Raw genomic sequence first — 24,460 nt, 5'->3', positions numbered from 1 at the left:
CCTCAGGGCGCCGCGGCCTCGCTCCGGATCCGGTCGATCATGGCGCGCAACCCGTTCGAACGCTGCGCCGAGAGATGGTCATGCAGCCCCAGCCGCCCCATCTCGGCCCGCGCATCGACCGCGGGCACCTCGGTCAGCGGCAACCCGTCATAGAGACGATGCAGAAGCGCGATCAGCCCCTTGACGATCAGCGCGTCGCTGTCGCCCTGGAAATGGAACCGGTCCGCCTCGGGCGTGACATGCAGCCAGACCTGGCTGGCACAGCCCTCCACCTTGGTGGCCGGCACTTTCAAGGCCTCCGGCAGGGGCTCCATCGCCTTGCCCATCTCGATCACCATGCGGTAGCGGTCTTCCCAGTCCTCGAGGAACTCGAAATCCTCCACCACCTCTTCGAACGCCGCCTGCGCCATGTCCTGTCTCCTTTTGTCCGGGACCTATGTCGCGGCCGGGCAAAGGTCCAGCCCTTGGTGCTTTTCAAGCCGGGCGGAATGCGCTACCCCGGTCGAAAGCCATCCAACGGGCCGCTGTGCTGATGACCAGATCCCTCTCCGTCCTGCTTCTCTCCGCGCTGGTGCTGACCAGCTGCGGCACCGTGCGCGACTCGCGCCTGAACCCGATGAACTGGTTCGGCCGCAGCACCGCCCAGCCGGTCGCCACCGAGGGCGAGGTCAACCCGCTGATCCCGCGCCGCCGCGCCTCGATCCTGCGCCCGCAGCAGGATGACACCTATCGCGGCCAGCTGATCGGCGACGTGACCGAACTGCTCGTCGAACGCCGCCCCGGCGGCGCCGTGATCCGCGCCACCGGCGTGGCCGACTACCAGGGCGTCTACGATGTGCGCCTCGTCAAGGTGGACGAGGAATCCGATGCCGGCACCCTGACGCTCGATTTCCGCGCGCTGCAACTGCGCGGCCCGCAGGGCCGGCCGGCATCCCGGACCGTGACGGCCGCGGTCTGGCTGACCGACAACGAACTGGGGGCCATCCGCACGATCCGTGTCAAATCCGCCCGCACCGTGCGCACCAGCCGGCGCTGAAACCACGCGCGCACCCGGTATTCGAAGCGTCCCAAGAAAAGGCATGCCGTCGTCTTTTTTGAGTATTTTCAGAAAGATGAAAGAGCCTGACGCGCCATTCTTTCATCTTTCCATAAGTACTCCGGGGGTCCGGGGGCAGAGCCCCCGGCGGATCGGCGCGCGGCACACGCGACGAAATCCCTATTGGCGTCGCAGACGTCCCAGCGCTTCGTCCTCGATCAGCCAAGCCGCGATCCCGTCGCGGATACCGGCGGCCATGCCCGCGCGCCAGGCCGGGTCCTGCAGGTTCTCGAGGTCGCGTTCGGTGGACAGGAAGCCCAGCTCGACCAATACCGAGGGGATGTCGGCGGCCTTGAGCACGGAAAACCCCGCCTGTCGCAACGGGCGCTTATGCACATGGCCAAGCGCGTTCTCGATCCCGTCGATCAGGTGGCGCGCCAGCGCTTCGCTGCGCGGGGTGTTGTCCAGCCGGGCCAAATCCATCAGCACCTGCGCCACGCGGTCATCCGCACCCGACAGGTCGATCCCGGCCAGCAGGTCGTCGCGGTCATGGCGCTCAGCCAGCGCGGCGGAGGCCGCGTCCGAGGCATCTGCGGACAGGGTGTAGACCGAGGCGCCATGCGCCTGCCCTTCCTCCAGCGCATCGGCGTGCAACGAGATGAAGAGATCGGCCCCGGCGTCATGGGCCAGCGCGACGCGACCTTCGAGCGAGACAAAGGTATCGCTGTCCCGCGTCAGCACCACGGTGTAAGCGCCGGTGCGGCGCAGCACCTCGCGCAGCTCGCGTGCGAAGAGCAGGACGAGATCGGCCTCCTTCAGCCCGCCCCGCTGGGCGCCCGGATCGATACCGCCATGGCCGGGGTCCAGCACGATGGTCAGCGGCGCGTCGCTGTCGCGCGCCACCGGGCGCAGGGCCCTGGGCTCGGGGCGGTCCCAGCCGGGACCGGCGGGCGTGCCGGCGGCCTGCGCGAAACTGTCCGGATCGGTCCGCTCCAGCCGCAGGCTCAGCGTCGCGCGGCCGGTCTCGGGGTCGATCTGCATGCCGGCGCGGGCAACGGCCAGCGGCTCGGACAGCTCGGCCACGAGGCGGGACCAGCCGGGGCGGAAGGCACCCATACGCAGCGAGGCCACGCGATCGCTGTCATCCATCCCCTCGGGATCGGCCCCCTGCCAGGCCACCTCGCGGAAATCGAGCACGAGGCGCATGGGGTCGGCCAGCGTGTAGACGCGCCACGGCACGCCCTGGCTCAGCTCCAGCGCCAGCTCGGTGACGCCGCGCCGGGCGTCGCTGAACCCGCCGCCGGAATAGCGTGCCAGCCCGCTTTCCTGTTGCGCGCTGCCCGGCGCCGCCCAGAGGCACGCGGCAAGGCAAAGCCCGATGATCCTGCTCATGGTCCCCGGTTCCCGGTGGTTGCTTTGCGCGGATCCTAGCAGGCTGCCGCGGGCTTTGCACGTGGCAGCTGCGCCGCTCAGGCGCCGCGGCGCGCTTTCATGAAGCGCGCCAGGCGGTCGAGCCCCTCGGCGATGTCCTCCGGCGCACGGGCATAGGAGAAGCGCAGCGTGCCGGCCCCGCGCTCGGGGTCGAAATCGAGGCCCGGTGTCACCGCCACCCCGGCCTCGTCGAGGATCTCGCGCGCGAAGGCCCGGCTGTCATCGGTCAGGTGCGACACGTCGGCATAGACGTAGAAGGCCCCGTCGGGCGGCGCGATCCGGTCGAACCCGGCGGCGGGCAGCCCCTCCAGCATCAGCGCCCGGTTGCGCGCGTAGACGGCGAGATTCGCCTCCAGCTCCTCGCCCGCATCCATCGCGGCCAGCGCCGCGACCTGGCTGGCATGGGGCGGGCAGATGAACAGGTTCTGGGCCAGGCGTTCCACCTGGCGGATCTGCGCCTCGGGCACGACCAGCCAGCCGACGCGCCAGCCGGTCATCGAGAAATACTTGGAGAACGAGTTGATCACGCAGACATCGTCGCTGATCTCGAGCGCGCTGACGGCCCGGCGCTCGTACTCGATGCCGTGATAGATCTCGTCCGAGAGAAAGCTGGCCCCCCGCGCCTGCGCCGCCTCGATCAGCGCCGCGAGGGCCGGCTTGTCCAGCATGGTGCCGGTGGGGTTGGCGGGGCTGGCCACCATGAGCCCCTGGTAATCGACCCCAGCAAGGTCCTCCGGCACCAGTTGCAGGCGGTTCTGCGCGGAGGCGGCGATCTCGACCGGCTGCAGGTCGAGCGCGCGCAGGATCTGGCGGTAGGAGGGGTAGCCCGGCCGACCCAGCGCGATGCGATCGCCCGCATCGAACAGCGCCGTGAAGGCCAGGATGAAGCCGCCCGAGGAGCCCGGCGTGACCACGACGCGCGCGGGGTCCAGATCGACGCCGTACCATTCGCCATAAAGCCGGGCGATGCGCGCGCGCAGCGCGGGCAGCCCCAGCGCCACGGTATAGCCCAGCGGGTCCGTCTCCATGCTGCGCGCCAGCGCGTCGCGGGCCGCTTGGGGCGCCGGCGTACCGGGCTGGCCCACCTCCATATGGATGATCGAGCGCCCGGCCGCCTCGGCCTGGCGCGCGGCCTCCATCACGTCCATCACGATAAAGGGATCGACGTCCCCCCGGCTTGAATTCCGCATGCCTGCCTCTCTACTGTGCCCGCAACCCGCTTACGGTCGACAGAGGTGAGACGTCAATGATCCTGCCCCGGCTCCTGGCCCTTGTCGTCGCGCTGGCCCTCTGTGTCGCGGCCCCCGCCCGCGCCGGCGTGACGCTGCTGCGCGATGCCGACGTGGAACACGCGCTGCGCCAGCTGGCCGCCCCGGTTCTGGGCGCGGCAGGGCTCAGCCCGTCGCAGGTGCGCATCCTCGTGATCGATGACAGCTCGCTCAACGCTTTCGTTGCGGACAACCAGCATATCTTCCTGCATTCGGGCCTGATCATGAAGCTGGACAGCGCCGCGGCGTTGCAGGCGGTGCTGGCGCATGAGGCCGCGCATATCGCCAATGGCCATCTGGCGCGCCGCATGGGCAACATGCGCAGCGCGCGCACCGCTGCCGGGCTGGGCCTGCTGCTGGCCGCCGCGACCGCCGCGGCGACGCGCGACGGCCAGGTCGCGGCGGGCATCGCCGCGGGCACGCAGGGCTCGGCGCTGCGGCGCTTCTTTGCCCATACGCGGGCCGAGGAAGCGGCAGCCGACATCGCCACGATCCGCTATCTCAAGCGCGCCGGGATCGACACCTCGGCCGCGGTGGAGGTGATGGAGTTGTTCCGCGGGCAGGAGGCGCTGTCGGTCGGGCGGCAGGATCCCTACATGCGCACCCACCCGCTGACCCGCGACCGGCTGCGCGCGCTCAAGGGCATGGTCGCCGGCAATCCCGGCGGCACGCGCGACGCGACCGCGCAATACTGGTTTTCCCGGGCCAAGGGCAAGCTGACCGCCTTCAAGCGCGCACCGTCATGGACATTGCGGCGCCTCAAGGACAGCCCCAGCCAGGACATCGCCTTGATGCGACAGGCCGTGGCGCATCATCGCCAGTCCGACCGGGCGCGCGCGCTCAAGGCGATCGACGGCGCGCTGGCCCTGCGCCCGCGCGATCCGTTCCTGATCGAGCTCAAGGGCCAGATCCTGTTGGAATCCAGGCAGTTCGGGGCCGCAGTTCAAGTCTACCAGAAAGCCGCCGCCATCGCCCCGCGCGAGCCGCTGATCCAGGGCGGGCTGGGCCGGGCCCTGCTGGCGGCGGGCAATCCCCGCGCCGCGCTGACCCCGCTGGAGCGTGCCCGGTCACGCGATGTCTCGGATGCACGCGTGCTGCGCGACCTGGCCGTGGCCTATGCGCGGACCGGGCAGAACGGCATGGCCTCGGTCGTGACGGCCGAACGCTACGCGCTGGGGGGGCGGATGGCGGATGCAGAGCTGCATGCCAAGCGCGCCTCGGGGCTGCTGCCGCGCGGCTCGGGCCCGTGGCAACGCGCCCAGGATGTGTTAAACGCCGCGCAACGCGCGCAGCGTCGCTGACCTCAAATGACGGGAGTTCCCATGTTTCAATCCAGATCCCTTCGCGCCCTGGCGCTGACCGGCGCCGCGGCGCTGGCCCTTGCGACCGGCCCGGTCCGCGCCCAGGAGGCGGCGTTCGATTTCGACGCCATGACGCCCGAGCAGCAGGCCGCCTTCGGGGCACAGGTCCGCGCCTACCTGCTCGAGAACCCGCAGGTGATCATGGAAGCGGTGGCCGTGCTCGAGGAGCGTGAACAGCAGGCCCAGGCGGCGGCGGACGACTCGCTGGTGCAGGACAATATCGACCGGTTGCTCGACGACGGGTTTTCCTGGGTCGGCGGCAATCCCGAGGGCGACGTGACCGTGGTCGAGTTCATCGACTACCGCTGCGGTTATTGCCGGCGCGCGCATCCCGAGGTCGAGCAGCTGGTCGAGATGGATGGCAATATCCGGCTGATCGTCAAGGAATTCCCGATCCTCGGCGAGGCCTCGGTGATCTCGTCGCGCTTCGCCGTGGCGACCCATATCGTCGAAGGCGACGAGGCCTACAAGGCGGTGCATGACGCGCTGATCGCGCTCGAGGGCAACCCGGGCAAGGGCCAGCTGCGCCGCGTCGCACAGACGCTTGGGCTCGATGCCGAGGCGATCCTGGCCGAGATGGACAGCGACGAGGTGACCCGCCGCATCTCGGAAACCCGGGCGCTGGCGCAGGACATGCAGATCAACGGTACGCCCAGCTTCGTCTTCGGTGACCGGATGGTGCGTGGCTATGCGCCGCTGCAGACCATGATGCAGATCGTGGAAGACCAGCGCTCGTGATCCGGGCGGCCGGGCTCCTGCTCTGCCTCGCGACCTCTCCGGCCACGGCCGGGGAGGCCAGCGAGCTGCGGGCCCGCCTCAAGGCGCTGGCCGGGCCGAGCGATCCCTATGCCGCAGAAAAGGCGGCCGATCTCAACCGGATCGCCGCCGATGCGCCCCGGCTTTTCGGAGCGGATGGGGCGGGCGACATCGCGCTCTTCGTCGGCCCGGATTGCGCTGATTGCCCAGCGGCACAGGAGAGCCTGCAGGCGCTGGCCGCCGTGCTGGACAAGCAAGTGCGCATCCTCGACATCTCGGACCCCGCCAATTCGGCGCTGATGCAGCGCATGACGCTGGACACGGTCCCGTCCTATGTCATGCCAGACAAGCTGATCCGCGGCGCCATGCCCCGGGTCGTGCTGGAACGTTACCTGACCGAGAATTGAGCAGAGCGCGCGCAAATCTTTTCAGGAAAAGATTTGCAAATTCCATCTGATGGAATTTGCCCGCGCTACTCCGCTGCCTGTGCCTTGGCGGCTTCCGCCTCGAGCTCGGCGGCCTTCTTCTCCACCTCTTCGACGATGTGGTCGATCATCTGGTCGTTGGACATCTTGTGGCTGGCCTTGCCCGCCAGGTAGACCATGCCCGAGCCGGCCCCGCCGCCCGTGAAGCCGACATCGGTCATCAGCGCCTCGCCCGGCCCGTTCACCACGCAGCCGATGATCGACAGGCTCATCGGGGTCTTGATATGTTCCAGCCGCCGTTCCAGTTCCTCGACCGTCTTGATCACGTCAAAGCCCTGCCGCGCGCAGGAGGGGCAGGAGATGATGTTCACGCCGCGGTGGCGCAGCCCCAGCGACTTGAGGATCTCGTAGCCGACTTTCACCTCTTCCACCGGATCGGCCGAGAGCGAGACGCGGATCGTGTCGCCGATCCCCATCCAGAGCAGGTTGCCCAGGCCGATCGCGCTCTTGATCGTGCCCGAGGTGAGCCCCCCGGCCTCGGTGATGCCCAGGTGGATCGGCTTGTCCGTCGCCTCGGCGATGCCCTGGTAGGCGGCAGCGGCCAGGAACACGTCCGAGGCTTTCACGCTGATTTTGAACTCGTGGAAACCATTGTCCTCGAGGATGCGGATGTGGTCCATCCCGCTTTCGACCATGGCCTCGGGACAGGGTTCGCCGTATTTCTCGAGCAGGTGCTTCTCGAGGCTGCCGGCATTCACGCCGATGCGCATGGAACAACCGTGATCGCGGGCGGCCTGGATGACCTCGCGCACGCGGTCCTGGCTGCCGATATTGCCCGGGTTGATGCGCAGACAGGCGGCGCCGGCCTCGGCCGCCTCGATGCCGCGGCGGTAGTGGAAATGGATATCTGCCACGATCGGCACCGGGCTTTCACGCGTGATCTCGCGCAGCGCCTTCGACGACGCCTCGTCTGGGACGGAGACACGCACGATATCCGCCCCCGCCTCGGCGGCGGCCTGCACCTGCGCGATGGTGCCGGGGATGTCGGTGGTGACCGTGTTGGTCATGGTCTGCACCGAGATCGGGGCATCGCCCCCGACCGGCACGGAGCCGACCATGATCTGGCGGGATTTGCGGCGATAGATGTTGCGCCACGGGCGGACGTGGTTGAGGCTCATGCGCGGATCGTCCTGATTGCAGTCATTTGGCGGCACAGTAACGTGAACGGGCCCGCGGGGCCAGTCACCGCTGCGCGACCCGGGCCGCCATCGTCAGGGGCGCGTCTGGGGCGCGGCACCGGCGCGCAGCTCGGCGACGACCTTGGCCAGCGTCTGGTTGCGGCTGAGATCGGCGACCTGCAGGCGTTGCGTGATGGCAGAGGCCGACAGCTGAAGGTTGCGGCCGAACTGGCCGCTTTCGCCATAGGGCCCGTAGGTCTGGCCGTTCACCGCGAAATAGACCCCGCCTGCATTGCCCGAGAAGATCTTGGCCGCCTGCGCGGTCTGCGGCACCTGGTAGGTCTCGCCGGCGCGCATGGTCTGGGCAAAGATCTTCTTGCCCGAGGGCAGCGAGACTTCCACCCAGGTATCCGCCGAGGCCACGACGGTGATGCCCGGCGCGGGCGCCTCGGTCACCTGCGGGATGGTCGAGGCCGGGGCCACCGGAGAGGGCGTCGAGATCTGTGCCTGCGGCTGGGCCGGGCGCGGCGTGGATTGCGCGGCCAGCTGCGTCAGGCTGGTGCTCTGCGCCTCGGGCTGCGGGCTGACCGGGGTCGTGTCGGCCCGGGCCACGGTGGCAGAGCCCTGCGGTTGCAGCGCGGCCACGGCTGTGGGGGCCGGGCGAGACTTGATGTCCAGCTCGACCATCACGGCCAACAGATCGTCATCGGCGGCCGGGTCAGCGGGCTCGAACCGCTCCTTGAGCGCGGCGGCGTCCAGCGCCACCTCGGCGTAGCGCCCGGGCCGGCCCGAGGGGCCGAACGGCGTGCCGTCGACAGCGAAATAGATCCCGCCGGCCTGCCCGATGGCAATGCGCGGCTCGCGCGCGTCGCGCGGCACGGCATAGCTGTCGCCCTGCTGCATGATGCGCGAATAGAGCACCTTGCCGCTTTCATCCTTGATCTCGACCCAGGCCTCGTCCGTGGCCATGACCAGCACGCCCTGCCCCAGGTTCGGCGCCTCGGCGCGCACCTGGCGGAGCGTCTCGTCCCCCTCGGCCAGGCCTTCGGCCAGCGCGATCGCGGCATTGCTGCTGTCCTGCACGCGCGGCAGGCTGGGCGTGGCGCTGTCGGAGAAGAGCCCCACTGAGCCGGGATCCAGAGTCGAGATCGGCGCGTCACGCGCCACCAGCACCGGTACGTCCAGCGCCTGCGGGCGGTAGAGCCGGTCGAAGGCCGCGCCCGAGGGCGGCGTGAAGACACCGGCGATCGTTTCGTCCTGGGTGGCTGTCTCGGCCTCGTCCCGCGGGGCAAGCGCGGCGTCCAGCGGGTCGATCTCGCTCAGCACCACGGGGGTCTGGTCGACCGGGGTGACACGCACGCGCTGCACCTCCTGCAGCACGCTGTAGCCACCATAGCCGATGCCGCCGATCAGCGCGAGCAGCACCAGCGACGACGCAATGGCGCCCGGCTCGATCCGCGAAAACAGGCTGTCATTGGCCGGGGCGAAGGGCATGCGCGGTTCGGCCAGCGGGTCGCGGCTGCGCGGGCGCACCTGGTCGAGCGCCGGCTTGCGCACGACCGAGGCCTGGTCCGACATGCCATGCGCGACGGAAAAGCCGCTTTCGGCGCAGAAGGCGGCAAAGGCCTCGTCCGGGTCCATGCCGAGGTAGCGCGCATAGGAGCGCACGTAGCCCGCGATGAAGCCCGGCGTGTCGAAGGCCGAGGGATCGCAATTCTCGATCGCCGCGATATAGCTGGCCTTGATCCGCAATTCGCGCTGGACGTCCAGCAGTGACTTGCCCAGTGTCGCACGTTCGCCCCGCATCACGTCGCCGAGGCGAAGGGCAAAGTCATCAAAGCTTTGCGGGGACTGCTCGTCCACCGCCAGCTTGTCCTGGGATTTGCGCCCGATCATGCAGACTGCCCCATCTTCCCGTACTACGTTGTACCTGCCCGGTTCGGGCCGTCGACTCGCGGCCCGTTATTGTCAGCAGCCTACCACATCGCAAGGGTTTTGACAGGAATACCGACGGCTACCCCGCCATTTCGGCGCGATTCAGCGCACAATGGCTCCAAAGTTCATCCATCGCCTGAACCAGCTGGTCCATTTCCCGGGGCCCGTGAACCGGCGACGGCGTGAAGCGCAGACGCTCGGTGCCGCGCGGCACGGTGGGGAAATTGATCGGCTGCACGTAGATGCCGAAGCCTTCCAGCAGCATGTCGGAGAGCTGCTTGGTGTGCACCGGGTCGCCCACGATCACCGGCACGATATGGCTGCCATGGTCGATGATCGGCAGGCCCATGCCCTTGAGCCGCAGCTTGAGGATGCCGGCCTGGGTCTGGTGACGCTCGCGCAGCGCCTGCCCCTCGGCGGTCTTGAGGAAGGCGACCGAGGCGGCGGCCCCGGCGGCCACGGCCGGCGGCAGCGAGGTGGTGAAGATGAAGCCCGGGGCGTAAGACCTTACGGCGTCACACATTTTATCGGAGGCGGCGATATAGCCGCCCATCACGCCATAGGCCTTGGCCAGCGTGCCGTTGATGATGTCGATGCGGTGCATCAGCCGGTCACGCTCGGCCACGCCGGCGCCGCGCGGGCCGTACATGCCCACGGCGTGGACCTCGTCGATATAGGTCAGCGCGCCGAACTCGTCGGCCAGATCGCAGATCGCCTCGATCGGGCCGAAATCGCCATCCATCGAGTAGATCGATTCAAAGGCGATCAGCTTGGGCGCGGCCGGATCGTCGGCCGCCAGCTTGGCGCGCAGATCCTCGACATCATTATGCTTGAAGACGCGCTTGGAGCCGCCATTGCGACGGATGCCCTCGATCATCGAGGCATGGTTCAATTCGTCCGAGTAGATGATGAGGCCCGGGAACAGCTTGGGCAGCGTGCTCAGCGTGGCGTCATTGGCGATATAGGCCGAGGTGAAGAGTAGCGCCGATTCCTTGCCGTGCAGGTCGGCCAGCTCGGCTTCCAGCCGCTTGTGATAGACCGTGGTGCCCGAGATGTTGCGCGTGCCGCCCGACCCGGCACCGGTGGCGTCGATCGCCTCGTGCATCGCCTCCAGCACCGCGGGGTGCTGGCCCATGCCAAGATAGTCATTGCCGCACCACACGGTGATCGGGGTCTCAGAGCCGTCCGGCCGCCGCCAGGTGGCGTGCGGAAACTGGCCCATCTTGCGCTCGATATCGATGAAGGTGCGGTAACGACCTTCGTCATGCAGGCGGTCCAGGGCTTGGTCGAGTTTCGCGGCGTAGTCCACCGACGGCCTCCTTCTTGGTCTTCGGACCCGGTCTGTCAGCGGATCCCAGTTTAGAACGCTTCTGCATTCAATTTTGTGAATAGCTAAATGCCAAGCGCGCGCGTGTCCACTATTTTGGGCCGGACCAACGGTCGCAGCCTTGATCTGCGTCAATCCCCGGGGGCGCCCCGCTCTCCTGACCCGGCCAAATGGCGCATATCGGAAACATCTAAAGCCCTCGCCGCCCATGCCGGTCCGGCCCTGTCCCGGCGCGGGCCCGGGTGGGTCGGTCAGGCGAATCGAGCCGCCCTGCCCGCAGTATCGCCGATCGGCCGGGCGCGCGCCCAGAGCGGAATTCCCCACCCCGGCCCGCCCGCGCGGCGACCGGCTGGACAGTGCCCGTGGCGCTGGTAGGGTTTATGCAAACAAATCAAGGTGACCCATGTCTCTCGACGCCACGCTCTTGCGTATCGACTCCGACCTTCCCGCCGCGCTGGACCGCCTGATGGAGCTGCTGCGCCTGCAGTCCATCTCGACCGACCCGGCCTTTGCCGCGCAATGCGACGCCGCCGCCGACTGGCTGGTGGCCGACCTGCAAAGCCTTGGCATCGCCGCCGAGAAGCGGACCACGCCGGGCCACCCGATGGTGGTGGGTCATGTCGAGGGCGATGGCCCGCATGTGCTGTTCTATGGCCATTACGACGTGCAGCCGGTCGATCCGCTGCACCTGTGGGACCGCGACCCGTTCGACCCCGCCATCGAGGAGACGGACAAGGGCCGCGTGATCCGCGGCCGCGGCGCCAGCGACGACAAGGGCCAGCTGATGACCTTCGTCGAGGCCTGCCGCGCCTGGAAGGCCGAGCATGGCGAGATGCCCTGCCGCATCACCTTCTTCTTCGAGGGCGAAGAGGAAAGCGGCTCGCCCTCGCTGGTGCCCTTCCTCGAAGAGAATGCCGAGGAGCTGAAGGCCGACCTGGCACTGATCTGCGACACCGGCCTGTTCCAGAGCACCACGCCGTCGATCATCACCCGCCTGCGCGGCATGCTGCAGGAAGAGATCGTGCTGACCGGGCCGGACAAGGACCTGCATTCGGGCATGTATGGTGGTGCGGCGATCAACCCGATCCGGGTGCTGGCCCGCATCGTGGGCGGGCTGCACGGCCCCGATGGCCGGGTGCAGGTGCCGCATTTCTATGACGGCGTGCCCGAGCTGTCCGAGGATATCGCCGAGCAGTGGCAGGCACTGGGTTTCGACCATCGCGGCTTTCTTGGCGATGTCGGCCTGTCGATCCCGGCCGGCGAAGAGGGCTACAGCCCGCTCGAGATGATCTGGTCGCGACCCACCGCCGAGGTGAACGGCATCACCGGCGGCTATACCGGCGACGGGTTCAAGACGGTGCTGCCCTCCAAGGCCTCGGCCAAGGTCAGCTTCCGCCTCGTCGGCGACCAGGACCCGCATGCACTGCGCGAGCATTTCCGCGACTGGGTGCGCGCCCAGCTGCCCGGCGATGTCACGGCCGAGTTCTCGGGGATCGGCGCCTCGCCCGCCAGCGAGATGGCAACCGATCACCCCGCCTTCGAGGCCGCGCGCCGCGCGCTGAGCGAGGAATGGGGCGTCGAGGCGGCCTTTGGCGGCTGCGGCGGCTCGATTCCCGTGGCGGGCTATTTCAAATCGATCCTCGGCATGGACACGATGCTGGTGGGCTGGGCCAAGGATGACGACCAGATCCACTCCCCGAACGAAAAATACGACGTGGAGAGCTTCCACAAGGGGATCCGCAGCTGGGCCCGCGTGCTCGACGCGATCCGCTGAGCAGGTGCGGGGCGGCGGGCCCGATTCGCGCCGCCGCCCCTGCCCTTGCGTCACCTGCGCGCCCGGCGTGGGATCGGCGCCACATCCGGCCCGGAAATCCCAAGGATCCCGGGGCGCGCAGGCAGAATAAGGCAGGACGGCCCAATTCCGCCCCGACGGGGCCGCATTCGGGGCCTAGCCATGGCGGCATGACGACCGCGTATCGCAAACTCTCCCGGGCCGATTTCCGCCAGCGCGTGCGGCGCGTCGACCCCGGCTACCATTATCTCGGACAGACCGGCCGCCCGCCGCAGAAGAAGCGCCAGCGCCCGCTGGTCGCCTGCCTGCTGGGCTTCGGCTGGGCCTATCTGGTGATCTCGGTCGGCGCGAACCGCGCCTTCATCGAAAGCTCGCTGCAGGCCGGCAGCCTGCCCGCCGAGTATCACGGCGCCATCTTTGGCGGGCTGGCCATGCTGATGGCGGCCTCGGGCGTGATGCTGCTGATCCATCTCTTCCGCTTCGTGGCGCGCACGGGCGGGCGGCGGGCCAATTCCGGCGGGCTGCTGGCCGGCGCGCTGGGGGCGGCGGTGCTGGTCTACACGCCGCCGGGCGTCTGGAGCGCCGGCTACCAGATGCTGGACGGCAATTCGCGCAGCCTGCTGCAGACCGCCAGCAGCACCCTGCCCGATCTCGATCTGGGCCAGGTCTCGCTGGTCTCGTCCTTCAGCCGCTAGGTCGCCTCAGATCACGCCGACAAAGCGCTCGGGCAGCCGGTACTGCCCGCCATAATCGGGCCGCTGGAAGTTGTAGAAGCCGGTATCGCCCCGGGGCCCCCAGCTGCGCGCCATGCGCTTGCGCACCCAGCCCAGGTCGAACCCCTCCTTCATCTCGAGCCGTGCGAACCCGTCGAAAACCGCGCGATCCGCGCCGCGCGCCTCGGCGAACCAGTGGCGGCCGATGGCGGCCTCCTTGACGCCGACGCCGACCTCTTCGGTCACTTGGTTGCGCGCGTTCATGACCGAGACATAGGTCTCGAAATCGCAGAATTTCAGGTGGAACAGGTACAGGTCCTCGGGCGCGATCAGCGTGTCGTGTTGCGTGAAATGCCCGCCGCGCGCGATCTTGACCCCGGCGCTGATGACGCAGGGCTTGGAGTAATGCGGCGCCAAGCGCACATGCCGGCGCGGGCCCAGGATGTGATCCGTGATCGGGTCATGCTCGATATCGATGCGGTGGATCACCTCCAGCCCCAAGGGCGTCAGCACCCGGCGCGGCCGCGTCTCGGCCAGATAGTCCAGCAGCCCCTTGCCCGAGGCCGGATCGACCACAACCAGCTCGTCCACGTCGCCGACGATGACATGGGTGTAGTAACAGCGCAGCCCGTGCACGAGGTTGTTGAGCATGCGCCAGCGCTTCATGTCGAAATTGGGATGCGGGTCGCCGGGGATGCCGATGATGTTGCAGCCCTCGGCCAGCTCCGCCACCTCGGCCCCGCGGCCATGGTTGACCACGTAGCAATTCTCGCGCCCCAGCGCTTCGCCGTAATGGCGCAGCCAGGCCTTCAGAAAGAACGCGTCATCGCGCACCATGGTCAGCGCCGCGGCCACCGTCTGCATCTGTCCGTCCCGTTTCCTGCCTCGCGCCGCAGCCTAACCGACGCCCCGCGCCTTGAGAATCGCATTTTGCCCCGGGCCGCGCTAAACCAAGGAAAAAGAGGGGCAGTCATGGTCGATGCAGGCTTTCGCGACACCGGGTGGCAGATCGTGCCGGGCCCTGCCACGCCCACGCGGGTGCAGGTCTTCGGCGAGCGGTCCTCGGGCACCAATTTCGTCAAGCGCCTGATCGGGCGGAACGCGCCCCTGCGCCCGATGGAAGACCTGGGCTGGAAGCACGGCTTTCCGCACATGACCGCGATCCCCGCGCCTGTGGCCATCGTCGCCGTGATGCGCGATGCGCGGGACTGGGCGCTGTCCATGCATGCCAAGCCGTGGCATTGCCCGCCGGCCATGCAGGCCCTGCCCTTTGCCGATTTCATCCGCGCCGAATGGGCCACGATCGCCGACCGCAAGCGCTATTTCCCGCAGGTCGCGGCGCTGGGGGGACAGGGCATGCCGCTGCAGCATGACCGTCATCCGATCACCGGGCGGCCCTTCGCGAACCTCTTCGCGCTGCGCCGCGCCAAGCTGGAGGGGCTGCTCTCTTTCCGGCAGCGTGGCTGCACGCTGGTTCTCTGCCGGCTGGAGGCCGTGCAGGCCGCGCCCGAGGACTTCCTGCAGGCGCTTCATGACGGCCTGGACCTGCCGCGCTCCAACTTGCCGCTGCGCCCCGTGGTCAAACGGCTTGGGTCGAAATTCCTGCCCTCGGTCGCCGAGCGACCCGCCACGCCAAAGGTCTTCCCCGAGGCCGACCTGCCTCTGCTCCGGTCCGAGCTGGACTTGCAGCAGGAGGCGACGCTAGGCTATTCCTATGACTGAGCTTTGATCAGCATCGCCCTGAAATCATTCACATTTGTGCCTGTCGGCCCGGGTGCGAAGATGTCGCCCACGGCATCGAAGGCACCCCAGGGGTCCTGCCGTTGAATGACATCGGCCGGGTCGAGCCCGGCCTCCCGCATCCGTGCAAAGCTGCCGCCATCGACAAAGGCGCCGGCATTGGGCTCGGTCCCGTCGATCCCGTCCGTGTCGGCGGCCAGCACGGTCACGCCGGACAGCCCCTCGATCTCGCCGGCGAGCCCCATCAGGAAGGCGGTGTTGCGCCCGCCGCGCCCGGGAGTGTCGGTCAGGGTCACGCTGGTCTCGCCCCCTGACAGCACGACGACGGGGCGCGCAAAGGGACGGTCGTGACGCGCGATTTCGCGCGCGATGGCGCCATGAACCTGGCCCACCACATGCGCCTCGCCCTCGATCGCGTCCGAGAGGATCGGCGCGGCGATTCCATGGGCCTCGGCCACCTTCGCCGCCGCCTCGAGCGACAGGCGCGCCGAGGCGACGACGCGCACCTCGTTGCGGACATAGACCTCGTCCCTTGGGTCGGGCGCAGTTGAGGCATCACTCGAGATATGTGCCATAATGTTTTCTGGCAGCTTGATATTTCGGTTCCGGATCATCGCGAGCACCTGATCGCGACCGACACTGTCCGGCACGGTCGGGCCCGAGGCCACCTGCGCCGGATCATCGCCCGGCACGTCCGAGACCACCAGGCTGACCACCCGCGCGGGATGGGCGGCCGCAGCAAGACGCCCGCCCTTGATGCGGCTGACATGCTTGCGGATCGCGTTCATCACGCCGATCGGCGCGCCTGAGGCCAGCAGCGCGCGGTTCAGCGCCTGCTCATCCTTCAGCGTCATCCCCTCGGGCGGGGCCGGCAGCAGGGCCGAGCCCCCGCCGCAGACCAGCGCGACGACAAGGTCATCCGGCCCGAGGCCCGAGACCGCCTGCATCACCGCCGCGGCCGCCTTCTCGCCGGCGGCGTCGGGAACCGGGTGCGACGCCTCCAGCACAGGCAGGTGGCGGCAATCGGTGGCATAGCCATAGCGCGTGACGACCACCCCCTCGACCGGCGCGTCCCAAAGCGTCTCGAAGGCCGCTGCCATCTGCGCGGCCCCCTTGCCAAGCGCCACAACCACGGTGCGGCCCGCGGGTTTTTCCGGCAAGGCGCCGGCCAGCGCCCGCATCGGGTCGGCGGCCGCCACGGCAGCGTCGAAAAGTTCGGTCAGAAAAGCACGATCATCCATCGTCAGGTTCCTCGGTCAGGCGTTCGGGGTCAGGGGCGTGGCTTCACGATCCGGCGGTTTGCTCAGCACCATCTGGAAGACCCGTTTTCCATTATTTCAATCAATTCAGTATGTTTTGCCGCGTTTCTCAAGTAGTGCGCGACCTGACTCATCCGCAGCCTCCTACAGCGACCCGCCCAGGGCGATCCAGATCCAGAGCAGGCCGAGGCAGCTGGCCGTCACCGCGTAGACAGCGGCCATCAGCACGTAGGTGTCGGCCATGACCTCGCGCAGGGATGCGCCCAGCCAGCCCGGCAGGCAGGTCAGGGCGAGCGCGGCGACCACCTGTCCCGCCGACACGTCATGGGCCCGGTAGAGCATCAGCCCGCCGAAGCCCAGCACCGCCAGCAGGATGGCGCCCGGCAGCAGCGGCAGGCGCGCCTGCCCGGCGGCAAAGAGCGCGGCCAAACCGGGCAAGAGCACCATCGTGCCCAGGAAAGAGCCCATCCACAGCCCGCCGCTCATGCGGTGACGAGCCTGTCGAGATCGTAGCCATACCAGTCGAGGATCTCGCGCGCAGCGCGCAGACGCTCACCCGGCCGGCCCGTGCGGTCCATGATCCAGACGCGACCCCCATCGGGATCCCCCAGAGCCGCGGTGCGGTTGTCGGCATCCAGCCAGTGCACCCACAGACGGGTCTCGCCCAGGCGGAAGCGGCCCTGCCCCTCGTCGACCAGCGGCAGGGTCACGCCGTTCAGTCGCAGCCCCTCCGGCCCGATCCGCAGCCGCGTGCCCGGTGCCACTGCACCGCCCTGCAACACGATCCAGTCACCGGCCAGCCGCGCCAGCGTCGCATCGGCCTGCGAGGCCACGGGCGCGGTGGGATTGCGCAGCCCGATCGTGGTCGGCACGGTCGAGGGCGCCTCGGGCGCGCTGGCGCAGGCGGCCAGCAGGGTCAGCGACAGCGCGCGCAGGATCACGGCAGGCGGTCCGCCACGTGGCGCGCCATCACCTCGCCGAAGGCGCGATGCGCCTCGGCATCCCAGTGCACGCCATCCTCGGGCGCGACGGCAACCGTGTCACCGGCGGCGACAAAGCCGCAGCCCAGCCGCTTGGCCGCATCGGACAGGTGCCCGGCCAGCCCGACCTGCCGCGGCTCGGCCCCGGCAAAGACATCGCGCAGCACGCCGATCTCGCGCACCGGCGCGGGTGCCACCAGCAGGATATCCGGCACCGCGATCTCGGCCCGGGCCAGCAGCGCAAGGCGCTCGACCGAGCGGGCGATCTCGAAGGCGGTCACCGAGAAGCGATGCTTGAGGTCGTTGGTGCCCAGCATGAGGATCAGCAGGTCGACCGGCTTGTGGCTGTGCAGGATGGCCGGCAGCACGGTCAGCCCGTTGCGCATGCCGCCCTCGACCGGGTCGTCATGCACGGTGGTCCGGCCCGGCAGCCCCTCGGCGAGGACATGATGGCCAAGGCCCAGCCCCGCGGCCAGCGCATCGGGCCAGCGCTGCCCGGGCGGCCAGCGACGGGCGTCGCCCAGTTGGCGCAGCGGCGCGGTGCCATGCGTATTGCTGTCGCCGTAGCAGAGAATGACGGCCATGTGCGGTGCTCCTCCCATCGGGGTGGCCCCTGTCGCGCGGCCTTCCCCTGTCGCGCAATCGAGCCCGGCTTGGCCCGCCGCGTCAAGCGGCCAAGGCGGAGGTGTGTCCACAAAGCCACCGCCGGGGCGCGCCGGATTTGCCGCATTGTGCCGGCAGGCTGGGCGCCGTACCGCACCGGCATTGCTGCGAGTCTGCCCATGCATCACGATCCCGATCCGCGGCCCCGTGCCGTCCGCCCGTCGCGCCATGCGCGGCTCTTCGCGCTTTATCGCAGCGCGGAGGCGGCGCCGGACTCCGATGGTGCAGCGCAGACAGGCCCAAGGGCCGAGACCGGGTTGAGCGCCGAGATGGAGGCGGCGCTGAAGCGCGCCGCGGTCACCTCACTCCAGCGGCCCGCCCGGCGCCTCCGCCTCTTCGGGCTCTGAGCGCCGGCCGCGGAACCCGGTGGCGACGACGAATTTCTCGGAGGAATCCGAGCGGCTGGCCGGCGGCTTGAAATTGGCGACCTTGGCAAAGCGCTGCTTGAGCACCTGCTGGAGCGAGCCCTCGGCCCCGCCCGCCAGCACCTTGGCCACGAAGGTGCCACCCTCTTCGAGCACGTCGAAGGCCAGCTCGGCCGCCGCCTCGCAGAGCGTGATGATGCGCAGGTGATCGGTCTGCTTGTGCCCCGACGAGGCCGCCGCCATGTCCGACATCACCACGTCGGCGCGACCGCCCAGCCAGTCCTTGACCCGGTCATCGGCACCCTCGTCAAGGAAGTCCAGCTGGTGCAGCTGCGCGCCGGGGATCGGGTCGACCTCCTGCAGGTCGATGCCCAGCACCGTGCCTTGCGCCTTGCCTGCCTTTTCGCCAAGCGCGTTGACCCGCTGCACCGCCACCTGGCACCAGCCGCCCGGCGCACAGCCCAGGTCGACCACGCGGGCACCGGGCACGAGGAAGCGGTACTTGTCGTCGATCTCGAGGATCTTGTAGGCGGCGCGCCCGCGATAGCCCTCGGCCTTGGCGCGCTTGACGTAAGGATCGTTCAGCTGACGCTGCAGCCAGCGCGTCGACGAGGTCTTGCGCCCGCGCGCCGTCTTGACCTTGACCTTCAGGTCGCGCTGTCCGCGCCCCGAGGAGTTCTTGGGTCCCTTCGCCATGGCTTGCCTCTCGTGATCTGTCGGCCCCGCAGGGTCCGGCCCCTATAGCGGGCCATCCTCCAGAACGCCATCCGCAGACATCTGCGCATAAAGCAGCCCCTCGCGCAGGCCGCGATCGGCCACGCTCAGCCGGTCGGTCGGCCAGAGCCGCAGCAGCGCCTGCAGGATCGCGCTGCCGCTCATGATCAGGGCGTGCCGGTCGGGGCCGATGCGCGGGTCGCGGCGCCGTCCCGTGGGCCCCATGTCGAGATAGCGCTGGATGACGGCCTCGATCTGGTCCGAGCTCATGCGCAGCCCGTCCACCTTGGTCCGGTCATAGCGGCGCAGCCCCAGATGCGAGGCCGCCACCGTGGTGACGGTGCCCGAGGTGCCCACGATCTGGAAGCCCTCGCGCGCCTGTTCATCCTCGTAAGGGGCGAACTCGGCAAGGTTTTCCTCGAAATACCAGCTCATCAGCGCGTAGCGCGCGGCATCGTCCTGCACGTCCGAGAACTGGTCGCGCAGCGTTGCCACGCCCAGCGGCACCGAGATCCAGTCCACCACCTTGGCGGTCGGGAACGGGCTGTCGGGCGGGTGGAAGCCTGCATGCAGGCGCATGATGGCGCGGGGCCGCTCGCGCGGCTCGACCCGCGAGAGGTCGATCCAGACCAGCTCGGTCGAGCCGCCGCCGATATCCACGACCAGCAGCTGCTCGGTCTTGGTCGAGACCAGCGGCGCACAGGAGATCACCGCCAGCCGGGCCTCTTCCTCGGGCTGGATGATCTCCAGCTTGAGCCCCGTCTCGCGGCGGACATGGCGGATGAAGTCGCGCGCGTTGCGCGCACGGCGGCAGGCCTCGGTCGCGACAAGACGCATCCGCGTGACCTTGTGCCGTTCGATCTTCTGGTGACACACGCGCAGCGCCGACACCGTCCGCTGCATGGACGACCGGCTGAGCCGACCCGATTTCTCGAGCCCGTAGCCAAGCTGCACGGACTTCGAGAAACTGTCGACCACATGAAACTGGCTGCCCTTGGGCTGGGCAATCAGCATGCGACAACTATTTGTGCCCAGATCCAGCGCAGCATAAAGCGCGTTGGGATCCGGCCGTTCAGGCGCGGGGCTCTCAACCGGTTTCGGGAAAGCGCCCGCAGCCTCGGGACGCTTGGGCGCCATGACTTCGCGCCTTTCCGATTTCAACTTGGGATCAGGATACGCGCCGCATCGGAGTCACGCAAGCATCATGACGTCGCGGACCCAGAGGATTGTCGTAATAGTCCGAGAGGAAAGCATATTCCTCGTCGAGCATCGGGCGCAGCGCGTCGATCGTCCGGGGCGCCAGATCGTCCAGCGTCAGCTGCGCCTCGGAGCGGTTGCCGCGCGGCATGTGCACGTTCTGCCGGGTCAGCAGCGCAAGATCATAGGCCAGCTGGCCCAGCTCCTCGGTCCGGTAGACCTTGTCATAGACGCCCAGATCCGGGCCCAGAAAAACCCGCGCACCCATCACGTGATGTTTGATCGAGGACGAGCCCATCACGTAGCCCTGCAGGTTCTGGAAGAACGTGTCCGGGTCGGGCTGGCGCGGCAGATCGGGCAGCCAGTCGCGCCCCTGCCGCAGCTTGCGGCTGTTCATCGTGTCGCCGAATTGCAGCACGCGGTTGGTATAGACCGACAGCAGCCGCTTGACCGGGTCTCGCACCACGCAGAAGCCCCAGTAGCCTTCAAGCGCGCGCCAGCGATGCTTGCGGAACCGGCGTGTCGGGTAGATGCCGTGCCAGGTGCGCACGTCGATCTGGTCCTCGGGCGGCAACGTCACCGACGGGTCCAGCCGGGCCAGTGCCTCCTTGACCGAGGAACAGCCCGCCTTGGGCAAGGCCATGTAGGCCAGCTTGTGCGCGTCGACCGTGATGACCACGCCTGTACTCCTTGCTGCTCGCGCCCGCACTCCTGCATCGTTTTGCGGCAGGATGATGTCACGGGGGCGGCTCTGCCTCATGTTTTTCATGAAAACTTAGCGGATCCCGGACGCTTGGACAATGCTGCCGGCCGATATACCCTGTCGCGTATCATCCGTGTCGGGTCGAATTTCGACGCCGTGCCGCGGCGCTCGGCCTGTATTCAGGCACAACGAAGCAGGAAGGAATCAGCCCCATGCCCGAGGTGACAATCGTCTACTGGCGCGACATCCCCGCGCAGGTCATCGTCGGCAAGGGACGGCGCGGGGCCAAGCGGCCGCTGCCCGAGCGCTTCGAACAGGCCATCGACCGCGCCGCCATGAAGACCGGCGCCGCCGAGACCGATGCCTACCTGGCCGAATGGCGCAAGGCCCCCGCCGGCAGCGTCGAGGGCAGCCCCGACGAGGTCGCTACGGCCGAGGCCGCCCGGATCGAGGCCGAATACGACACCGAGCGTCTCAAGGCGCTGATCGCGAATGACGGATGGGCCTGAGCCCGCATGAACCTGAGGGAGGCCATCATGGCTCTGTTGAATTTCCGCAAGCGTGACGAGGTTGCCCGCCCGGGCAATGCCGCGCTGCAGGCCCTGCTAACCGGCTACTCGATCGAGGTCATGCCGCGCACCGCCGAGAAGGTCGAGGATTTCCGCGCCCTGCTGGCGCCGGGCACCCGGGTCTACATCGCCCATATCGACGGCACCCCGATCGAGGACATGGTCGCCACCGCGCGGCGCCTGGCCGAGGACGGCTTTCCCGTCATGCCGCATTTCCCCGCCCGGATCATCAAGGATGCCGCCACGTTGAAGGACTGGATCGCGCGCTACCAGGGCGAGGCCGGGGTCGACCAGGCGCTGCTGCTGGCCGGTGGCGTCGCCGCGCCGCAGGGCGATTTCCACTGCTCGATGCAGCTGCTCGAGACCGGGCTCTTCGACGCGGCGGGCTTCACCCGGCTGCACGTGGCCGGCCACCCCGAGGGAAACCGCGACATCGATCCCGACGGCTCGGACGCGAACGTGGCCGAGGCGCTGCGCTGGAAGCAGGAATTCTCGGAGCGCACGGATGCGCAGATGGCGCTGGCCACGCAATTCGCCTTCGATGCCGATCCGATCATCGCGTGGTGCGACCGGCTGCGGGCCGAGGGGATCACCCTGCCCGTCCATATCGGCATCGCCGGGCCGGCCAAGCTGCAGACGCTGATCAAGTTCGCCATCGCCTGCGGCGTCGGCCCGTCGCTCAAGGTGCTGCAGAAACGCGCCATGGATGTCTCCAAGCTGCTGCTGCCCTACGAGCCCACCGAGGTGCTGACCCGGCTGGCCGAGCACAAGGCCGCGCATCCCGATTTCGCCGTGGAACAGGTGCATTTCTTCCCGCTGGGCGGGATCAAGGCCAATGCCAACTGGGCGATCGAGGCGGGCGGCGCGGCCACGCGCCCCGCGGCGGCCCAGACCTGAGCCCATGACACACGCCCTGCTGTTCGACCTTGACGGAACGCTGCTGCAGTCCGACCCGCTGCATTTCGCGGTCTTCCGCGACATGATGGCCGAGCGCGGCCGCGCGATCGACCTCGCCTTTTACGAGACGCATATTCACGGCCGTCACAACCTCGACAGCTTTCCCGAACTCTTCCCCGGCGAGGATGCACAGGCGCTCTCCGAGCTCAAGGAGCGGCTGTTCCGCGAGCGGCTGGAGGGCGGCCATCCCCCCATGCCCGGCGCGCCGGCGCTGCTCGATCGGGCCGAGGACGCGGGCTGGGCGGTGGCCGTCGTCACCAATGCGCCGCGCGTCAATGCCGAGCACATGCTTGCGGCCATCGGCCTGCGCGCGCGGTTCGACACGCTTGTGATCGGCGACGAATGCGCGCGCGGCAAGCCGGACCCCGCCCCCTACCTCGCCGCGATGGCGGCGCTGGAGGTGGGTCCGGAGCGCTGCATCGCCTTCGAGGACAGCGGCTCGGGCCTGCGCGCGGCCCGCGCGGCGGGCGCCTACACGGTCGGGCTGCGCTCGACGGGCGATGATGCCGGGCTGCGCGCCGAGGGGGCGCAGGTCACCATCGCCGATTTCAACGACCCCGCGCTGACAGAGATCCTGCGGCGCTTTGACAGAGAGGCCCTGACATGACCCGCACCATCGTGGAGTCGAAAACCAAGACCGCCGTGATCGGCTTCGACGAACCCTTCTGCGTGATCGGCGAACGGATCAACCCGACCGGCCGCAAGAAGCTGGCCGCCGAGCTCGAGGCGGGCGATTTCTCGACCGTCGAGAAGGACGCGCTGGCGCAGGTGGCCTGCGGGGCGACCGTGCTCGATATCAATGCCGGCGTGGTCTACAACTCCAATCCCAACCCGAACGAGACCGAGCCGCCGCTGATGCGCCAGATCATCGAGCTGGTGCAGGGGCTGGTGGACGTGCCGCTCTGCATCGACAGCTCGGTGCCCGGCGCGCTCGAGGCCGGGCTGGCCGCGGCGCATGGCCGGCCGCTGCTGAACTCGGTCACCGGCGAGGAAGAGCGGCTGGACCTGGTGCTGCCGCTGGTCAAGAAATACAACGTGCCGGTGGTGGCGATCTCGAATGACGACACCGGCATCTCCGAGGATCCCGACGTGCGCTTTGCCGTCGCGAAGAAGATCGTCGAGCGGGCCGCGGATTTCGGCATCCCCGCCAATGACATCGTCGTCGACCCGCTGGTCATGCCGATCGGGGCCATGGCGACGGCCGGCAAGCAGGTCTTCGCGCTGGTGCGCCGCCTGCGCGAAGAGTTGGGCGTGAACACGACCTGCGGCGCGTCGAACATCTCCTTCGGGCTGCCCAACCGGCACGGCATCAACAATGCCTTCCTGCCGATGGCAATGGGCGCCGGCATGACCAGCGCGATCATGAACCCGGTCGCCCTGCCCGTGCCGCAGGCGAAGATCGCGGAGAAACGCGCCGAGGTGGCGGCGAAGGGCGTGATCCTGCCCGAGGACATGGATGACGAGAGTTTTGTCACCCTGTTCGGCATGGGCTCGACCAAGCCGCGCCCGGGCAAGGAGATGGAGGCGATCCGCGCCGCCAACCTGCTGACCGACAATGACCCGCATGGCGGGGCGTGGATCCAGTTCAACAAGCCGGCCGACGAGCAGGGCGGCGCAACCTCGGGCCGGCGCGGCGGGCGGCGCCGGCGCGCCTGACCTAGGGGCCTGCGCGGCAAGCCCGTTCGAACGGGCTTGGCTCACGCGGTTTGCAAACCGCGTCCCAAGCGCCTTGCAAGGCGCTTGACGGAAGCCGCTTCGAAGCGGCTTCCCACCCCCGGCCCGACCGAAGCGCTGCCAACGCGAGCCATGCAGCCAGAGCATGGCGGGGTTCGCGCGGCGTGCGTTGCTGCAGCGCGGCATGGATCCTATCTGCGTGTCATCGGCACGAACGCCGACCCAGACACCTGAAGGAACCGCAAGATGAGCTTTCTGACCCGCTTCACCGACCCGAAACGCGCCAACTATCGCCGCACTGTGCGCGAGCTGCGCGACCTGCCGCCGGCCGTGGCCCGTGACCTTGGCGTCACCCCGGAAAACGCCGAGGCCCTGGCCCGCAAGGCCGTCTACGGCATCTGAGGTGCCGCAGGCACC

26 protein-coding genes are annotated in these 24,460 nt (G+C 68.7%); 12 read left to right on the top strand and 14 right to left on the bottom strand.

Features of this window, described 5'->3' with window-relative positions; all coding sequences use genetic code 11:
- Positions 1 to 2: 2 nt before the first annotated feature.
- A complete protein-coding gene (locus tag AVJ23_RS07590) occupies positions 3 to 410 on the bottom strand; it encodes a SufE family protein (protein ID WP_058861556.1) in 408 nt (135 codons plus the stop codon).
- 122 nt (positions 411 to 532) lie between these two features.
- Between AVJ23_RS07590 and AVJ23_RS07585 the strand changes: the two genes are divergently transcribed.
- Complete coding sequence (locus tag AVJ23_RS07585; RefSeq protein ID WP_058861555.1) at positions 533 to 1,036, top strand: hypothetical protein; 504 nt, start codon at positions 533 to 535, stop codon at positions 1,034 to 1,036.
- 180 nt (positions 1,037 to 1,216) lie between these two features.
- On the opposite strand, the gene AVJ23_RS07580 is transcribed toward AVJ23_RS07585, so the two are convergent.
- Together AVJ23_RS07580 and AVJ23_RS07575 are read right to left on the bottom strand one after the other, a co-directional pair.
- Positions 1,217 to 2,428: an N-acetylmuramoyl-L-alanine amidase gene (locus AVJ23_RS07580; RefSeq protein WP_058861554.1), complete on the bottom strand. Its 1,212-nt coding sequence runs from the start codon at positions 2,426 to 2,428 to the stop codon at positions 1,217 to 1,219.
- A gap of 77 nt (positions 2,429 to 2,505) precedes the next feature.
- Complete coding sequence (locus AVJ23_RS07575) at positions 2,506 to 3,657, bottom strand: pyridoxal phosphate-dependent aminotransferase (protein WP_058861553.1); 1,152 nt, start codon at positions 3,655 to 3,657, stop codon at positions 2,506 to 2,508.
- Between the two features lie 56 nt (positions 3,658 to 3,713).
- Between AVJ23_RS07575 and AVJ23_RS07570 the strand changes: the two genes are divergently transcribed.
- From AVJ23_RS07570 to AVJ23_RS07560, 3 genes are read left to right on the top strand one after another with little or no spacing between them, the layout of a single operon-like run.
- On the top strand, positions 3,714 to 5,036 hold the full coding sequence (locus tag AVJ23_RS07570; RefSeq protein WP_058861552.1) for a M48 family metalloprotease: 1,323 nt from the start codon (positions 3,714 to 3,716) through the stop codon (positions 5,034 to 5,036).
- 21 nt (positions 5,037 to 5,057) lie between these two features.
- A complete protein-coding gene (locus AVJ23_RS07565) occupies positions 5,058 to 5,834 on the top strand; it encodes a DsbA family protein (RefSeq protein ID WP_058861551.1) in 777 nt (258 codons plus the stop codon).
- Positions 5,831 to 6,259 carry a hypothetical protein gene (locus tag AVJ23_RS07560; protein ID WP_058861550.1) on the top strand — a complete coding sequence of 143 codons (429 nt, stop codon included), beginning with the start codon at positions 5,831 to 5,833 and terminating at the stop codon, positions 6,257 to 6,259. The genes AVJ23_RS07565 and AVJ23_RS07560 overlap by 4 nt, the downstream gene beginning before the upstream one ends.
- A 65-nt stretch (positions 6,260 to 6,324) precedes the next feature.
- On the opposite strand, the gene ispG is transcribed toward AVJ23_RS07560, so the two are convergent.
- From ispG to hemA, 3 genes are all read right to left on the bottom strand, one after another.
- The gene (ispG, locus tag AVJ23_RS07555) at positions 6,325 to 7,455 is read right to left on the bottom strand and encodes a flavodoxin-dependent (E)-4-hydroxy-3-methylbut-2-enyl-diphosphate synthase (protein ID WP_058861549.1); all 1,131 of its coding nucleotides are present in this window, start codon (positions 7,453 to 7,455) and stop codon (positions 6,325 to 6,327) included.
- Positions 7,456 to 7,548: 93 nt separating this feature from the next.
- Positions 7,549 to 9,351 (bottom strand): RodZ domain-containing protein, encoded by a 1,803-nt coding sequence (locus tag AVJ23_RS07550; RefSeq protein ID WP_058861548.1) that lies wholly within the window; start codon positions 9,349 to 9,351, stop codon positions 7,549 to 7,551.
- Between the two features lie 118 nt (positions 9,352 to 9,469).
- On the bottom strand, positions 9,470 to 10,699 hold the full coding sequence (gene hemA, locus AVJ23_RS07545; protein ID WP_058861547.1) for a 5-aminolevulinate synthase: 1,230 nt from the start codon (positions 10,697 to 10,699) through the stop codon (positions 9,470 to 9,472).
- A gap of 421 nt (positions 10,700 to 11,120) precedes the next feature.
- Here hemA and AVJ23_RS07540 point away from each other — a divergent pair, with 421 nt between their 5' ends.
- A complete protein-coding gene (locus tag AVJ23_RS07540; RefSeq protein ID WP_058861546.1) occupies positions 11,121 to 12,491 on the top strand; it encodes a M20/M25/M40 family metallo-hydrolase in 1,371 nt (456 codons plus the stop codon).
- A gap of 188 nt (positions 12,492 to 12,679) precedes the next feature.
- Positions 12,680 to 13,204, top strand: coding sequence for a hypothetical protein (locus AVJ23_RS07535; RefSeq protein ID WP_058861545.1), 525 nt, complete (start codon positions 12,680 to 12,682; stop codon positions 13,202 to 13,204).
- 6 nt (positions 13,205 to 13,210) lie between these two features.
- On the opposite strand, the gene AVJ23_RS07530 is transcribed toward AVJ23_RS07535, so the two are convergent.
- Entirely contained in the window at positions 13,211 to 14,086 is an 876-nt protein-coding gene (locus AVJ23_RS07530; protein ID WP_058861544.1) for a glycosyltransferase family protein, read from the bottom strand.
- Positions 14,087 to 14,194: 108 nt separating this feature from the next.
- Between AVJ23_RS07530 and AVJ23_RS07525 the strand changes: the two genes are divergently transcribed.
- The gene (locus AVJ23_RS07525; protein WP_058861543.1) at positions 14,195 to 14,944 is read left to right on the top strand and encodes a hypothetical protein; all 750 of its coding nucleotides are present in this window, start codon (positions 14,195 to 14,197) and stop codon (positions 14,942 to 14,944) included.
- Here AVJ23_RS07525 and AVJ23_RS07520 read toward each other — a convergent pair.
- From AVJ23_RS07520 to AVJ23_RS07490, 7 genes are all read right to left on the bottom strand, one after another.
- On the bottom strand, positions 14,935 to 16,203 hold the full coding sequence (locus AVJ23_RS07520; RefSeq protein WP_058861542.1) for a glycerate kinase type-2 family protein: 1,269 nt from the start codon (positions 16,201 to 16,203) through the stop codon (positions 14,935 to 14,937). The genes AVJ23_RS07525 and AVJ23_RS07520 overlap by 10 nt on opposite strands.
- A gap of 162 nt (positions 16,204 to 16,365) precedes the next feature.
- Entirely contained in the window at positions 16,366 to 16,707 is a 342-nt protein-coding gene (locus tag AVJ23_RS07515; protein WP_058861541.1) for a hypothetical protein, read from the bottom strand.
- Positions 16,704 to 17,162 (bottom strand): lipocalin/fatty acid-binding family protein, encoded by a 459-nt coding sequence (locus AVJ23_RS07510; RefSeq protein ID WP_240484550.1) that lies wholly within the window; start codon positions 17,160 to 17,162, stop codon positions 16,704 to 16,706. The genes AVJ23_RS07515 and AVJ23_RS07510 overlap by 4 nt, the downstream gene beginning before the upstream one ends.
- Positions 17,159 to 17,785: an SGNH/GDSL hydrolase family protein gene (locus tag AVJ23_RS07505; RefSeq protein ID WP_058861540.1), complete on the bottom strand. Its 627-nt coding sequence runs from the start codon at positions 17,783 to 17,785 to the stop codon at positions 17,159 to 17,161. The genes AVJ23_RS07510 and AVJ23_RS07505 overlap by 4 nt, the downstream gene beginning before the upstream one ends.
- Before the next feature lie 381 nt (positions 17,786 to 18,166).
- Positions 18,167 to 18,925: an RlmE family RNA methyltransferase gene (locus tag AVJ23_RS07500; RefSeq protein ID WP_058861539.1), complete on the bottom strand. Its 759-nt coding sequence runs from the start codon at positions 18,923 to 18,925 to the stop codon at positions 18,167 to 18,169.
- A 42-nt stretch (positions 18,926 to 18,967) separates the two neighbouring features.
- The gene (locus AVJ23_RS07495) at positions 18,968 to 20,080 is read right to left on the bottom strand and encodes a Ppx/GppA phosphatase family protein (RefSeq protein ID WP_058861538.1); all 1,113 of its coding nucleotides are present in this window, start codon (positions 20,078 to 20,080) and stop codon (positions 18,968 to 18,970) included.
- 31 nt (positions 20,081 to 20,111) lie between these two features.
- The gene (locus AVJ23_RS07490) at positions 20,112 to 20,819 is read right to left on the bottom strand and encodes a sulfotransferase family 2 domain-containing protein (protein ID WP_058861537.1); all 708 of its coding nucleotides are present in this window, start codon (positions 20,817 to 20,819) and stop codon (positions 20,112 to 20,114) included.
- 236 nt (positions 20,820 to 21,055) lie between these two features.
- Between AVJ23_RS07490 and AVJ23_RS07485 the strand changes: the two genes are divergently transcribed.
- From AVJ23_RS07485 to AVJ23_RS22785, 5 genes are all read left to right on the top strand, one after another.
- Positions 21,056 to 21,352 carry a virulence factor gene (locus tag AVJ23_RS07485; protein WP_058861536.1) on the top strand — a complete coding sequence of 99 codons (297 nt, stop codon included), beginning with the start codon at positions 21,056 to 21,058 and terminating at the stop codon, positions 21,350 to 21,352.
- A gap of 27 nt (positions 21,353 to 21,379) precedes the next feature.
- A complete protein-coding gene (locus tag AVJ23_RS07480; RefSeq protein ID WP_058861638.1) occupies positions 21,380 to 22,309 on the top strand; it encodes a methylenetetrahydrofolate reductase in 930 nt (309 codons plus the stop codon).
- A gap of 4 nt (positions 22,310 to 22,313) precedes the next feature.
- On the top strand, positions 22,314 to 22,976 hold the full coding sequence (locus AVJ23_RS07475; RefSeq protein ID WP_058861535.1) for an HAD family hydrolase: 663 nt from the start codon (positions 22,314 to 22,316) through the stop codon (positions 22,974 to 22,976).
- A complete protein-coding gene (locus AVJ23_RS07470) occupies positions 22,973 to 24,025 on the top strand; it encodes a methyltetrahydrofolate cobalamin methyltransferase (protein ID WP_058861534.1) in 1,053 nt (350 codons plus the stop codon). Before AVJ23_RS07475 ends, AVJ23_RS07470 begins: the two co-directional genes overlap by 4 nt.
- Before the next feature lie 264 nt (positions 24,026 to 24,289).
- On the top strand, positions 24,290 to 24,445 hold the full coding sequence (locus tag AVJ23_RS22785) for a YjiS-like domain-containing protein (protein ID WP_157772639.1): 156 nt from the start codon (positions 24,290 to 24,292) through the stop codon (positions 24,443 to 24,445).
- The last annotated feature ends 15 nt before the right edge of the window (positions 24,446 to 24,460 follow it).

The organism is Pseudoponticoccus marisrubri (genome assembly GCF_001482405.1).
GTDB lineage: Bacteria > Pseudomonadota > Alphaproteobacteria > Rhodobacterales > Rhodobacteraceae > Pseudoponticoccus > Pseudoponticoccus marisrubri.
This window is presented reverse-complemented; position numbering and strand designations above follow the sequence as displayed.

Excerpts from the sequence above, each read along its gene's own strand:
- AVJ23_RS07590 (WP_058861556.1), bottom strand. The coding sequence starts at position 410 with ATGGCGCAGGCGGCGTTCGAAGAGGTGGTGGAGGATTTCGAGTTCCTC.
- AVJ23_RS07585 (WP_058861555.1), top strand. The coding sequence starts at position 533 with ATGACCAGATCCCTCTCCGTCCTGCTTCTCTCCGCGCTGGTGCTGACC.
- AVJ23_RS07580 (WP_058861554.1), bottom strand. The coding sequence starts at position 2,428 with ATGAGCAGGATCATCGGGCTTTGCCTTGCCGCGTGCCTCTGGGCGGCG.
- AVJ23_RS07575 (WP_058861553.1), bottom strand. The coding sequence starts at position 3,657 with ATGCGGAATTCAAGCCGGGGGGACGTCGATCCCTTTATCGTGATGGAC.
- AVJ23_RS07570 (WP_058861552.1), top strand. The coding sequence starts at position 3,714 with ATGATCCTGCCCCGGCTCCTGGCCCTTGTCGTCGCGCTGGCCCTCTGT.
- AVJ23_RS07565 (WP_058861551.1), top strand. The coding sequence starts at position 5,058 with ATGTTTCAATCCAGATCCCTTCGCGCCCTGGCGCTGACCGGCGCCGCG.
- ispG (WP_058861549.1), bottom strand. The coding sequence starts at position 7,455 with ATGAGCCTCAACCACGTCCGCCCGTGGCGCAACATCTATCGCCGCAAA.
- AVJ23_RS07550 (WP_058861548.1), bottom strand. The coding sequence starts at position 9,351 with ATGATCGGGCGCAAATCCCAGGACAAGCTGGCGGTGGACGAGCAGTCC.
- AVJ23_RS07540 (WP_058861546.1), top strand. The coding sequence starts at position 11,121 with ATGTCTCTCGACGCCACGCTCTTGCGTATCGACTCCGACCTTCCCGCC.
- AVJ23_RS07535 (WP_058861545.1), top strand. The coding sequence starts at position 12,680 with ATGACGACCGCGTATCGCAAACTCTCCCGGGCCGATTTCCGCCAGCGC.
- AVJ23_RS07530 (WP_058861544.1), bottom strand. The coding sequence starts at position 14,086 with ATGCAGACGGTGGCCGCGGCGCTGACCATGGTGCGCGATGACGCGTTC.
- AVJ23_RS07525 (WP_058861543.1), top strand. The coding sequence starts at position 14,195 with ATGGTCGATGCAGGCTTTCGCGACACCGGGTGGCAGATCGTGCCGGGC.
- AVJ23_RS07520 (WP_058861542.1), bottom strand. The coding sequence starts at position 16,203 with ATGGATGATCGTGCTTTTCTGACCGAACTTTTCGACGCTGCCGTGGCG.
- AVJ23_RS07515 (WP_058861541.1), bottom strand. The coding sequence starts at position 16,707 with ATGAGCGGCGGGCTGTGGATGGGCTCTTTCCTGGGCACGATGGTGCTC.
- AVJ23_RS07505 (WP_058861540.1), bottom strand. The coding sequence starts at position 17,785 with ATGGCCGTCATTCTCTGCTACGGCGACAGCAATACGCATGGCACCGCG.
- AVJ23_RS07500 (WP_058861539.1), bottom strand. The coding sequence starts at position 18,925 with ATGGCGAAGGGACCCAAGAACTCCTCGGGGCGCGGACAGCGCGACCTG.
- AVJ23_RS07495 (WP_058861538.1), bottom strand. The coding sequence starts at position 20,080 with ATGGCGCCCAAGCGTCCCGAGGCTGCGGGCGCTTTCCCGAAACCGGTT.
- AVJ23_RS07485 (WP_058861536.1), top strand. The coding sequence starts at position 21,056 with ATGCCCGAGGTGACAATCGTCTACTGGCGCGACATCCCCGCGCAGGTC.
- AVJ23_RS07480 (WP_058861638.1), top strand. The coding sequence starts at position 21,380 with ATGGCTCTGTTGAATTTCCGCAAGCGTGACGAGGTTGCCCGCCCGGGC.
- AVJ23_RS07475 (WP_058861535.1), top strand. The coding sequence starts at position 22,314 with ATGACACACGCCCTGCTGTTCGACCTTGACGGAACGCTGCTGCAGTCC.
- AVJ23_RS07470 (WP_058861534.1), top strand. The coding sequence starts at position 22,973 with ATGACCCGCACCATCGTGGAGTCGAAAACCAAGACCGCCGTGATCGGC.
- AVJ23_RS22785 (WP_157772639.1), top strand. The coding sequence starts at position 24,290 with ATGAGCTTTCTGACCCGCTTCACCGACCCGAAACGCGCCAACTATCGC.